The organism is Empedobacter sp. UBA1574, assembly GCF_002322895.1.
In the GTDB taxonomy this organism is placed as follows: domain Bacteria; phylum Bacteroidota; class Bacteroidia; order Flavobacteriales; family Weeksellaceae; genus Empedobacter; species Empedobacter falsenii_B.
Window position 1 is genome coordinate 77,706 of sequence record NZ_DCOI01000022.1, and the last position, 12,420, is coordinate 90,125.

Sequence of the window (12,420 nt, forward strand, 5' to 3'; positions counted from 1 at the left end):
TATGGAAAATGTTCCACGTGAAACATCTCAAGAAAATCCTTCAAAAGAAGGATTTTCTGGTATTAAGAAATTAGATTTAAAAGATTATTTTTTAACAAAAGAAAAGTTCGAAATTTACGAAGATTCAGAAACTGAAGTTTTGTATACTCTCCCCCAACCTATCGAAAATTTGGGAAAGTATTACGAAAGTAAAAATTACATTTCCCATACCGATGGAAAGAAATCTATTTTCGAACGTTTTTATCAAATGGCAAAATCAATCAATCTAAATAATAAATTAGAATTGATTAATAAAATTGGCAATGGTAAAAAGATTCTAGATTATGGTTGCGGCGTTGGAGATTTTTTAGAGCATCTACAAAAAAATGGTTACGATGTTTTGGGAATGGAGCCAAATGATTCGGCAAGACGAATTGCTCAATCAAAAGTAGGAATCGAAAAAGTTACTTCTACAGAATTAGAACAGAATACAGAAAAGTATGATGTGATTACCTTGTGGCATGTTTTAGAACACATTCCTAATCTTAAAGAAATAATTACAGAACTAAAGAAACATTTAACAAAAAGTGGTATCTTAGTAATAGCTGTTCCAAACCACCAATCGTATGATGCTAAATATTATGGTGAACATTGGGCAGCTTATGATGTACCTCGTCATTTATGGCATTTCACAGAAACCAGCATGCGAAAGTTATTTAGCAACTTTGGTATGAAAATTGAATCTATCCACCCGATGAAATTAGATTCATTTTATGTGAGTCTACTATCTGAAAAATATAAAGGTAATAAGTTAGGTTTTATCAATGCACTTAGAATTGGTTTGAAGTCTAATACTCAAGCTAAAAAAACAGGTCAATATTCTTCTTTAATCTATATTATTAAAGCTGAAAATTAAAATAAGCGTTTTTAAAGAATGATTATCTAATCAGATGTATTAGAAGTCGTTTTTTTTCTAAAACTTTATTAAATCTAATTTATAGAAGCCGTTTTTTAAGATTAATAATAGATAAAATAAATAGCTATGAAAAAAAGTATTTTATTATTTGGGATATGCGCTTCAGCATTTTTAACTTCTTGTGCATCTACAACCGTTGCAAAACAAGAAATACAAACAGGTAAAGAAGTGAGAGGTGCATGGACTTTGACAAATGTAGACTACCAAGGTTTAACAACAAACGAGGTACAAGGTAATGTAAAAGTTACTGATGCAGTTGCGAAAGTTTTTGACACAGCAAACCCAGAATGTTATGAAGGTTCTACATGGAACTTAGTTCAAAACAACAAAAAAGGAACATATACATTTAATAACGCTGGCGGAGATTGCCCTTCAGGAACAACAAATATTATTTGGGATTTACAACAAGATGGTTCTACAACTTACTTTATCTTCAAAGATGTTACAGGAATCAAAGCGAAACAAAATACAGCAGGATATAAAATGCGTGTAGATTATGTTGATGCAAATTCGATGAAATTGGTACAAGATATCAATGCAAATGGAAAAATTGCACAAGTGATTTATAACTTCGTACGTTAATCAACAATTTAAAAAACTTAGAAATTATGAAAAAAATAAATACTAAAATAGCTGCAATTGTATTAGGAGGATCATTTATTATGTCTTCTTGTACAGCTGTACAAAATGCAAACAATACACAAAAAGGTGCTGGTATTGGTGCTGTTGCTGGTGGTGTTATTGGAGGAATCTTAGGTAATAATATCGGTAAAGGTGGTAACACTGCTTTAGGTACTGTAATTGGAGCTGCTGTAGGTGGAGCTGCTGGTGGTGTTATTGGTAACAATATGGATAAACAAGCGCAAAAAATTGAGCAAGTTTTACCAGGTGCAGAAGTCGTAAGAACTGAAGAAGGGATTAACTTAATTTTAGATGAAAACTCTAAAGTTACTTTTGATTATAACAAAGCTTCTTTAACTGCTGTTGCTAAATCTAACTTAGATAAATTAGTAGAAGTTTTCAACGAATATCCTGATACAGATTTATTAATTGTTGGCCATACTGATAACGTAGGTTCTCAAAATTATAACTTACCATTATCTCAAAAACGCGCACAGTCTGTAAAAGATTATTTAGTTTCTAAAGGTATTGCTTCTTCTCGTTTAACATCGAAAGGAAAAGGTTTAGAGGAACCAATTGCTGATAATACAACTGCAGAAGGACGTGCTCAAAACCGTCGTGTAGAGATTGCAATTACTGCAAACGCAAAAATGAAAGCGGACGCTGCTAAAGAAGCAAACGGACAATAATTCATTTCAATATAAAACAAGAAAAGCGTTCAGATTTTGAACGCTTTTTTTATGTTTAATACGTTTACGATTATTTAAAATTAACCACAAACCATTTATTATTAATCTTTTCTAAAGTCACTTGATATGTCTTAGAAGATTGGTCTTTTAAATTTGCATTCACTTCAACTAATGCAACTTTTTCGTCTGCATCTAACACTTTTGCATCATTAATTGTTGCTTGCTCTAAATTCTTAATTGATTCATCAGAAGAAAATTTTTGGAAAGTATTCCATTCACCACTTCTTGTCAACGCAAAAGCACCAGAATAATTTTTCTTTGATAAATTTGTCATAAAACGATTCGAAAGAGATTTTACCATTCCAGCTTCTTTACTTACATGTGCAGGCGTACTTTCAACCAAAAGAGAATCTACAACCTCAGCAGCACCAACTAAATTCAACGGAACTTTTACCGCTTTACGATTCGTTAAATATCGTTCAGAATTCGGAATTCGAACCAAAATATCTAATCGATCACTCTTAATTTTAGAAGCATCTAATGACGAATATTTAATATTAATTGTATTTTTTCTGTACAAATCATCCATAGAATTTGGATCAATTGTAGAACGAAATGTGTACACAATACTACCTGAATTAAACACTTCTATCGTTGCCGTTACAGCTTTATCCAACTGAATTTCCTCTCCTTGCGCATTGTAGAAAAAAGGAGAAATTGAGATTCCACTATCATCTTGTTTTAAACTAAAATCGAAACGTTGTACATTAGAAGTCGGTTCAGCAGGCGTTTCTACAGTTTCAATTGCACCTGATTTTGGAATTCCATTCACCAAAGGAACTTGATTTCTATTCCATGTAAATTTATTTTGTAACGCGACTTTTTCAGCAATATCAAAAACCTCATCTACTGTTTTTCCATCTAACAACGTACGCACAATTCCCCAACGCGATTCATTATCCATTGATTGACTTGTGTTATACTCGAAAATAATCTGTAAAGCTTCCTTAAATTTATCTTGTTGCATAACAGGCAAAGCCTTCGAAATTTTGTCTACCGTTTCACTAAAAGTTTGCGCAGATGTAGAATCAATTTCAATGTTATCATTTTTACAACTGATAATCATTAAAGCGAAAGAAGCAATGATGAATAAACGTTTCATATAGTATAGATTAATACGTTTTGAGTTAAAGTTTTATAAGCAGTAAATATACTAAATACTTGTGTTGATAATGGTATTTTTTTAACAAAAAAAAAAGCAAATTCCATTTCTGAAATCTGCTCTATATATAAAACAACTAAAACTTGAAAAAAATTCTAAATATCCATAGGAACTTCGATTAACATCAAGCGAGAATCTTTTGCTACATTAAACGAAAACTCGTTTGTATCTTTAATCTCGATGACATCTCTTCGTCCTAATTTGTTTCCATCAAATTCAACTTCTCCTTCCACAACCATAAAGAAAACACCATTTCCTTCTTTTTGTACTTTGTATGTTTCTTGTTTATCTTCTGTATAATTTCCTAAAAAAATCCATGCATCTTGATGAATCCAAACTCCTTGATCATCTGCATTTGGAGAAAGAACTTGATATAATTCATTTTCTTTTGCTACTTCACGAACAGAAATTTGTTGATAACGAGGCTCAACATTCATTTTATTTGGAATAATCCAAATCTGAAAAAAATGTCCTTCTTGGTTTTCATAAGCATTCATTTCACTATGAAAAACTCCCGTACCAGCGCTCATTACTTGTACATCCCTAGACTCAATTACAGAACCAGTTCCCATTGAATCTTCGTGAGAAATTCCTCCTTTTGTAGGAATTGTAATAATCTCCATATTATCATGAGGATGTTTTCCAAATCCCATTCCTCCGGTAATTATATCATCATTTACGACACGCAAAGCTCCAAAATGAATACGAGCTGGATCGTAATAATTTGCAAAACTGTAAGAATGTTTAGAGTCTAACCACCCATGATTTCCTCCACCTCTTGATTCTGATTTAAATATTTGGTAATTCATAGTAATTTATTTTTATACAAATTTAGGGTGCAAAAAAAACTTATCTATTGACATGTGATAAGTTATCAATTAACACACCTAGAAGATGAATAAAACTTTTTTTAAATTATTAACAAAATGTTAAAAATAATTTATATTTTAGCATTCAGTTAACACATGAGACATATATATGCTATCAATTTCAGGCGAATCAACATTTAATGTTATACTTTGGATTCTACTCCAAATCGTTCTTGTTATTATAGTAGCAGTTATTTTGTATAAAGTTTACAAAAAACTTACAAAATGAAAAAAGGTTCCGAAGTTTCGGAACCTTTTTAGTTTATATCAATTAATCATTACTGATTATTCTTCCAATCAATTATTTTATCACGAATAAACTCTGCTAATTTCACTTTACTTTGATGCGTCCAACCTGCAATATGTGGCGCCAAAACAACATTATCCGCTTGGATTAAATACTGAAATTCTTCTGGTAAATCAGATGCAACTAATTTCTCAAAACTCGATTTTTCAAATTCTAAAACATCTAAAGCTACTCCTAAAATTTTTCCTGTTTTCATTGCTTCAACCAAATCTTTTGTCACAACAGATTTACCACGCGCTGTATTCACAAAATAAAATGTTTTTTTAAAGTTAGAAATAAATTCTGCATTAATCATTTGCATCGTTTCTGGTGTTTGCGGCGTATGTAAACTTACAACATCAGCTTGTTCAAAAATTTCTTCTAACGAAACTTGCTTCGCAAATTCATTTCCTTTATTTGGCAAAATATCATAACAAATCACATTAACTTCAAAACCCTGCAAACGTCTCGCAAAAGCATTTCCCATATTTCCATAACCAATAATTCCAACCGTTTTTCCCTTCAATTCATCACCACGATTTTCTTCACGTTTCCAAATTCCATTACGAACTTCGTTATCAGCTCTGCGCAAATGATGCATCAACATCAACAACATACCAATCGCATGTTCACCAACAGAATCTCGGTTTCCTTCGGGAGAATTGAATAAAACAATGTTATGATCAGCTGCAAACTCTTCGTCAATATTCTCCAAGCCTGCCCCTACTCTACCAATAAACTTTAAATTCGTTGCTTTTGCTAAAAAATCTTTATCAATTGGAAATCTACTCCTTACAATCATTCCATCATATTCATTGATCTTTTGTTCGATGATTTCTTTGGGTGAAGTGTAATCTTCATCAACAATAAACCCTGCTTCACGAAGTCCATTATTTAGACATTCGTGATTAGAATCAATTGCTAAAATTTTATAAGGCGTATTCATTGCAAAAATTTTAATCAAAGTTACAACGAATGCAAGTATTATTATAAAATTGAAGATAAAATTGGTTACAAACAAATCGTTTATAACTACGTTAATAATATTTTAATTTATTGAAAATGTATAATTTATATTGCTAATTAAATAATAATTGAAGTTTAAAAAATGATTTTTAAAGCATTTGGTATGACCTTAACTTTTACTTGAAGTGAATCGGTATTATGAATCTCTCCATCAAGCTGATACGTAATAGGATTGTTATCTAAACTTTCAATCTTGAATTTTTTCACTTTTCGATACTTTGCTTTGTCTAATAAATCAATTTTCTTGGCTAAAACCAATACCGAAAAATAAAATTGTTCGAAAACATCTAAATCTTCAATCATCAATAAATCCAATTCTCCATCAGACAAATCAGCTTTCGGTGTAAAAGAGATTCCATAACCAGCAATGTTAGAATTAGAGCAGAATAGATAATAAAAATTTTTTTCAATAATTACATCATCAATATAAAGGCGAAACAATTTAGATTTATAATTCAACAACGTTTTCACAGATGCATCAACATAACCAGTAATCGTACGTTTTTGATTTTCTTCATATGTTTTGATAACTTCTGCGTCAATCCCAAAACCTAAATTGCTAAAAAAATAGTTATCCTCTACTCTACCAACATCAATCGTATGAACAATATGGTTTTTGATAATTTCGATTGCCTTGTTAATATCTTTCGGAATATTAAGATTTGTAGCCAAACCATTTCCAGATCCGGCAGGAATTATTCCCAACGGAATATTTTTTTTCACCAAAGCACTCGCCACTTCATTGATTGTCCCATCACCACCGCACGCAACAATAACATCTGAATTTTCTGCAATCGCCTCCTTCACCAATTCTTTTGCATGAAATTGATAAACGGTTTCTTTCAAAACGATTTCGTCTGAAGAATCAAATTTTGATTGTAAAAAATCGAGCGAAATATCGTGTTTTGCGTTTCCAGAATTAGGATTAACAATGAAAGTGTACTTCATTTTTTGGGAATTGAAATTTATCAAAACACAAAAATAAGAAATCTAAAAGAATCAAGCTATTTAACGTCTTTTTTTGAGGAAAAACTATCAAAAACTTTCTAACTTTGTCATATGAAAATTAAAGAAATTCAAAACGAAATAGTAGATGAATTCTCATTTTTTGACGATTGGGAACAACGCTACGAATATTTGATCGAGTTAGGAAAAAGCTTAAATACTTTGCCTGAAGAAGCAAAAACAGATGATAAAATCATAAAAGGTTGTCAATCTTCTGTTTGGTTAGATGCAGAATTGGATGGTAATACAATCGAATTTAAAGCTGATTCTAATGCTATTTTACCAAAAGGAATTGCCGCATTATTGGTGAGAATGTATAATCATCAAACGCCAAAAGATATTTTAGAATCGGATACAGATTTTATCAACGAAATTGGTTTATCAGAATTTTTATCACCAACTCGTGCAAACGGATTATTAGCGATGATAAAACAATTCAAATTTTATGCGATTGCATTTCAATCAAAACAAAATAATAGTTAGACACATCATCTAATCAACCTTATAAAATAATGAACGACTTTTTAGGCCAAGCATTTATTTTTCTATTTTCCGCTGTAATCTGCGTTCCTATTTCCAAAAAATTAGGAATGGGTTCGGTTTTGGGATATTTAATTGCCGGAGTTTTAATTGGACCTTATGTGCTAAAATTTGTTGGCAATGACGGAACAGACATTATGCACGCCACAGAATTTGGTGTAGTTATGATGCTTTTTTTGGTCGGATTAGAACTTGATCCAAAGGAATTCTGGAAGATGAAAAATAAAATCATCAACCTTGGTGGAATGCAAGTTTTGGGGACGATAATTATTACAACTTTAGTCGGAATGTTTGCCTTGAAAATGGATTTTTCTTTGGCTGTTTCTATAGCTTTTGCAATAACCATGTCTTCAACAGCCATTATTATGCAAACACTTAGCGAAAAAGGGTTGACCAAAACAAACATAGGTAAATCAACTTTTTCAGTTTTATTGTTTCAAGATATTATGGTGATTCCAATCTTAGCAATTATTCCACTTTTAGTTGGAGATTCTTTGATTCAGTCCATTGGAGATGATTCTAAAAGTTTGTTAGTTGGTGGACCAGCGTTCATGAAAACCTTGGTTATTGTTGGTGCAATTACATTTATTTATGTGATTGCAAAATACATTATTACACCTTATTTTAAGTATGTTGGACAATTACAAGTTCGAGAAATTTACACCGCTTCTGCCCTACTTTTAGTCATTGGAGTTTCAATTTTGATGCAAAAAGTTGGAATTTCTCCTGCCTTGGGAGCATTTATTGCTGGTGTTGTTTTGGCGAATAACGAATATAAACATCAATTAGAAAGTGACATTGAGCCATTCAAATCATTATTATTAGGAATCTTTTTTATTGCTGTTGGATCAACCATTAACTTCAAATTAATTGCAGATAAACCTTTTATGATTCTTGGATTAACATTTGGAATAATGTTAATAAAATCATTGGTTTTATGGTTTATTGGAATCAAACATAAATTTGATTTTGATCAGAAATGGTTGTTCATTTTGCTTTTATCACAAGTCGGAGAGTTTGCTTTCGTTATCTTATCTTTGACTCGAAATTTAGATATTCTAAACAAAGAATGGTACGATTTGATGTTAGCTACAACTGCGATAACAATGGTAATAACACCATTACTTTTAGTCTTAAATGAAAAATTAATTCTAAAATATTTTGGTGTAAAAACAAAAGTAAAAACAATCATTGAAAACGATAAAATAAATCCACATTCAGCAGAAGGTGAAATAATTATTGCTGGTTTTGGTGATTTTGGAAACACAATTAGTCGTGTCTTGAAAAGCACTGGAATAAAATCGATTGTTTTGGATAATGATAGTGAGCGTGTAGAGAAAATGCGCAAGCAGGGTTTTAATGTTTTTTATGGCGATGCAACAAATGTTAACTTACTAAAATCGGCTGGTGCTGAACATGCAAAATATTTTGTAGCTGCTTTGGATCCGCCAGAAATTAATCAAAAATTAGTTTATATTGTTCGTAAAAACTTTCCGAATTTAGAAATTATTGTTCGTGCAAAAAATCGTAGTTATGCGTATAATTATTTGAAAGATGGTATAGACGAAGTTTATCGAGAAAACTTTTTCTCATCTGTTTACGTTGGTAGACAAATCCTTATAAAATATGGTTTTTCACCTGAAGAAGCGTCTAAAATTGGAGAAATTTTCATAAAAAGTGACCGAAAATCGTTGCGTAAAATTGCAAAACATGCCGAAAATTCTGATCAATATTTTGAAGCATCTAAGCAAGAATTTGAAAAGCAAATGAAAATGGTTGCAAAAGAAATTAACAATAGGAATAATGGAGAAAACGAATCATAAAAAACTATTAGTTTTACGTTTTTCTGCTTTGGGGGATGTTACAATGATTGCTCCTGTTTTACAAGAGTTTATTGAACAAAATCCTAACATCGAAGTTTATGTTGCTTCGCGCCCTTTTATGGGAAATATTTTCAAGCAATTTCCTCAAATCAAATTTATTTCGGTTGATTTGAACAAAGACTACAAAAGCTTTTTTAGCTTGTTCAAATTATACAAAGAATTAAAACAATATAATTTTGATTATGTAGCTGATTTTCACAACGTAATCCGATCAAAAGTCATTACAACTCTATTCAAACTTAACGGAACAGAAACGGCTACTTTAGATAAAGGTCGTGAGGAGAAAAAAGCTTTAGTCAATCAAAAAAATCGCGTTTTTAAGCAATTAAAATTAACAACTGAGCGCTATGCTGATGTTTTGCGTCAATTTAGTTTTAACGTCAATTTAAAGCATAAAATCGAACCAAAATCGATTAAAGAATCTAAATCAATTGGAATTGCGCCTTTTGCAGCCTTTACAAGTAAAATGTATCCCATCGAAAAGATGAAAATCGTTGCGAAGAAATTAGCTGAAAATGGGTACAAAATTTATTTATTTGGCGGTGGAAAAATTGAAATTGATGAATTAAAAACGTGGGAAAGTTTTAATCCTAACATCAAATCTTTAGCTGGAACAATCTCTTTTGAAGAAGAATTACAAGCAATTGCTAAATTAGAAGTAATGATTTCTATGGATAGCGCAAACATGCATTTAGCTTCGTTGATGGGAACACGCACAATTTCTATTTGGGGTGGAACGCATCCATTTGCTGGATTTTTAGGTTATGGTCAATCTATGAATGATGTGATACAAGACGAAACGATGAAAATTCGTCCAACTTCTATCTTTGGAAAAGATCCAAAAAAGTTTCAAAATTATGATTATTTTCAAAATTTGAGTGCCGAAGATATTTATGAACAAATCGTCGATAAATTAGAAAAATAATACTTTTAAAAGCATCATATCGATGCTTTTCCTATTTTTATAAGAAATTATAATCACATGAAGTATACATTTCTTATTCTTGCCTTATTCTCAAATTTTTTATTTGCTCAAGAACCGAAAGTTATTTTGGTTACGCTGGATGGTGTTCGTTGGAAAGAAGTTTTCCGAGGAGTTGAAAAATCAATTTTAAATGATAAAAAATACAACTCACTTATTGTTCAAACTAATGAAAAATATTGGACAGAAGATTCTATAAAACGTCGCGAATTATTGATGCCATTTACGTGGAAAACGATTAAAGACAAAGGAGTTATTTTAGGAAATCGTGATGAACAAAACTTTGTTAATTTGACCAACAAAAGATTATGGTCTTATCCTGGATACAACGAAATTATTACAGGAAAAGCTGATGATGAGCGAATTAAAAATAACAAAGATATTCCGAATCCTAATGTTTCAGTTTTTGAAATTGCAAATCAACAAAAGAATTTAAACAATAAGGTAATGGCTTTTGGAAGCTGGAGAATGTATACAAATATTTTCAATCAAGAACGTTCTAAATTGTTTGTAAATGCTGGATATCAAGATAGTTTTAATCAAAACAAATCTGAACGAGAATTGCTTATCGAACGTTTTCAATTAGAAACACCAAAACAATGGTGGGCAACTAGATTTGATATTTTTACGCACGAATTTGCGTTAGAAGCGATGAAAAATCAAAAGCCAAAATTACTTTTTATTGGTTATGGAGAAGCTGATGATTACGGACATGATGAAGATTACGATCAATATATTACTTCAATAAATCGCAATGATAGAATGATTGAGGAATTATGGAATTATGTACAAAGCGATCCATTCTATAAAGATCAAACAACTATTATTGTAACAACTGATCACGGACGTGGAAATGGAAGACAATGGCCAGAACATTATGATGAAATTCCTGGATCAGACGAAGGTTTTATTTTGATGATTGGAAATGGGATTAATCCTAAAAAATTCAAACAGAAACAAACTTATCTCAATCAAATTGCCTCTACAATTGCTGATTTGATGAAAGTAAAAACATGGAATTATAAGGATTCTGGGAAGTCGTTATTGAAGTAAGATTTGTCTGCTTTGGATATGCAGTTTAAAACGATAAAATATGCCTTTCAGAGCATTCCTAACTGTAAAATTATTTATTCAAAACTTCACTCTCACAATATCAATAATTTAACCTAAAAAAATATGAACAATCTTTATACAAAATCGGGAGGTCTTATAATAGGCTCTATTAGAATGTCAAGTTTACTTGCTCAAATAAATATTTATGAAGATAAGTTAATAATAAATTATTTGTTTTTCTTTAAAATAATCCTTTTAAAAAAAGATATTATAGATATAATTCCATCTAACGATTTTTTTGAAAAAGGAATTAAAATTCTTCATAAAAATCCTAAATATGATTCAAAAATAATTTTCAGAGTTTCTAATCCTGATAAATTGATAGAAGAAATAAAAAAAACAGGTTTTATGAATTGTAATTAATGCTAAAATACATATTTTATTACATCATTATCAACCTTATTTTGTACTTAATTATTTATTTTATTTTTCATGATATCAATAATCAATTAGATTATTTTTATAAAGTAGAAATAAAAAAACTCCCATCAAAAAATTTGATGGGAGTTTATATTTCTAACTTGTTTGTTCTTGATTAATGAGCTGATTCTCTATTTTTTGATCGATTTCTTTAAAGAATCCGAAACCTTTTAAGATAATGATTAATCCAAAGACTAAAAGACAAATACCAACTCCTTTTCGCACCATAAATACTTTTTGATCGGTAAAACGTTTCTGTAGCTTCCCTGCCAAAAATATTTTACCCAAATCTATTACAAAATAGGTCGTCAAAACAACGCCCATATACAGCATAAAATCGCTTGGATTTGGATATTGAATCATAATTGAAGAGACAATTACAAACCAAAAAACAATGACACCTATATTCAACAAATTCATAATAAATCCATTGATAAACGTTCTCAAATAATTGTTGCTTACAAATCCCGCTTCGCCTTCTATATGTAGCTTTGGTTTAGAGAAATACATGAAAATTCCGTAAATCAATACAAAGAAACCTGCAATGATATAAATGCGGTAAAACTTTGGATGATTGGTCACATAATCTGTAAAATCTTTACTTCCATAATAGGCTGCTGCAATACACAAAATATCAGCTGCAATAACCCCTAAATCTAGGACTACAGCTGTTTTCCAACTTCTACGCAAACTGGTTTCAATAAGTAAGAAAAATACAGGTCCAATAAGAATTGTACTTAATAAAAAACCTATTAGTATGGCCGAAAATATTATTTCCATAACATAATTAAGGTCTGCAAGATAAGTCT

Annotated in this window: 13 protein-coding genes; 8 read left to right on the forward strand and 5 right to left on the reverse strand. The window is 30.7% G+C overall.

The genetic code is table 11. The features are described 5' to 3' along the window. Window position 1 precedes the first annotated feature (1 nt). From B3578_RS06225 to B3578_RS06235, 3 genes are all read left to right on the forward strand, one after another. Complete coding sequence (locus B3578_RS06225; protein WP_125349119.1) at window positions 2–895, forward strand: class I SAM-dependent methyltransferase; 894 nt, start codon at window positions 2–4, stop codon at window positions 893–895. Window positions 896–1,021: 126 nt separating this feature from the next. Continuing rightward, complete coding sequence (locus B3578_RS06230; RefSeq protein ID WP_286495675.1) at window positions 1,022–1,537, forward strand: lipocalin family protein; 516 nt, start codon at window positions 1,022–1,024, stop codon at window positions 1,535–1,537. Between the two features lie 26 nt (window positions 1,538–1,563). Beyond that, a complete protein-coding gene (locus B3578_RS06235; RefSeq protein ID WP_291047383.1) occupies window positions 1,564–2,265 on the forward strand; it encodes an OmpA family protein in 702 nt (233 codons plus the stop codon). 70 nt (window positions 2,266–2,335) lie between these two features. Here B3578_RS06235 and B3578_RS06240 read toward each other — a convergent pair whose 3' ends face one another. The 4 genes from B3578_RS06240 to B3578_RS06255 form a co-directional block, all read right to left on the reverse strand. Continuing rightward, window positions 2,336–3,427: a hypothetical protein gene (locus tag B3578_RS06240; protein ID WP_221854014.1), complete on the reverse strand. Its 1,092-nt coding sequence runs from the start codon at window positions 3,425–3,427 to the stop codon at window positions 2,336–2,338. Window positions 3,428–3,582: 155 nt separating this feature from the next. After that, entirely contained in the window at window positions 3,583–4,296 is a 714-nt protein-coding gene (locus tag B3578_RS06245) for a pirin family protein (RefSeq protein ID WP_291047385.1), read from the reverse strand. A 338-nt stretch (window positions 4,297–4,634) separates the two neighbouring features. Then, complete coding sequence (locus tag B3578_RS06250) at window positions 4,635–5,588, reverse strand: 2-hydroxyacid dehydrogenase (protein ID WP_286495673.1); 954 nt, start codon at window positions 5,586–5,588, stop codon at window positions 4,635–4,637. A 155-nt stretch (window positions 5,589–5,743) separates the two neighbouring features. Further along, window positions 5,744–6,616, reverse strand: a complete 873-nt coding sequence (locus tag B3578_RS06255) for a diacylglycerol/lipid kinase family protein (protein ID WP_291047387.1) — start codon at window positions 6,614–6,616, stop codon at window positions 5,744–5,746. A 111-nt stretch (window positions 6,617–6,727) separates the two neighbouring features. Between B3578_RS06255 and B3578_RS06260 the strand changes: the two genes are divergently transcribed. From B3578_RS06260 to B3578_RS06280, 5 genes are all read left to right on the forward strand, one after another. Continuing rightward, window positions 6,728–7,156 carry a SufE family protein gene (locus tag B3578_RS06260; RefSeq protein ID WP_125349112.1) on the forward strand — a complete coding sequence of 143 codons (429 nt, stop codon included), beginning with the start codon at window positions 6,728–6,730 and terminating at the stop codon, window positions 7,154–7,156. Between the two features lie 29 nt (window positions 7,157–7,185). Further along, window positions 7,186–9,036: a monovalent cation:proton antiporter-2 (CPA2) family protein gene (locus tag B3578_RS06265; protein WP_291047390.1), complete on the forward strand. Its 1,851-nt coding sequence runs from the start codon at window positions 7,186–7,188 to the stop codon at window positions 9,034–9,036. After that, window positions 9,017–10,021 carry a glycosyltransferase family 9 protein gene (locus tag B3578_RS06270; RefSeq protein ID WP_219034136.1) on the forward strand — a complete coding sequence of 335 codons (1,005 nt, stop codon included), beginning with the start codon at window positions 9,017–9,019 and terminating at the stop codon, window positions 10,019–10,021. The genes B3578_RS06265 and B3578_RS06270 overlap by 20 nt, the downstream gene beginning before the upstream one ends. Window positions 10,022–10,078: 57 nt before the next feature. After that, window positions 10,079–11,131 carry an alkaline phosphatase family protein gene (locus B3578_RS06275; protein WP_219034089.1) on the forward strand — a complete coding sequence of 351 codons (1,053 nt, stop codon included), beginning with the start codon at window positions 10,079–10,081 and terminating at the stop codon, window positions 11,129–11,131. A gap of 123 nt (window positions 11,132–11,254) precedes the next feature. Then, the gene (locus B3578_RS06280; protein ID WP_219034088.1) at window positions 11,255–11,554 is read left to right on the forward strand and encodes a hypothetical protein; all 300 of its coding nucleotides are present in this window, start codon (window positions 11,255–11,257) and stop codon (window positions 11,552–11,554) included. Between the two features lie 153 nt (window positions 11,555–11,707). On the opposite strand, the gene B3578_RS06285 is transcribed toward B3578_RS06280, so the two are convergent. Beyond that, a complete protein-coding gene (locus B3578_RS06285; RefSeq protein ID WP_125349109.1) occupies window positions 11,708–12,391 on the reverse strand; it encodes a LysE family translocator in 684 nt (227 codons plus the stop codon). Window positions 12,392–12,420 lie beyond the last annotated feature (29 nt).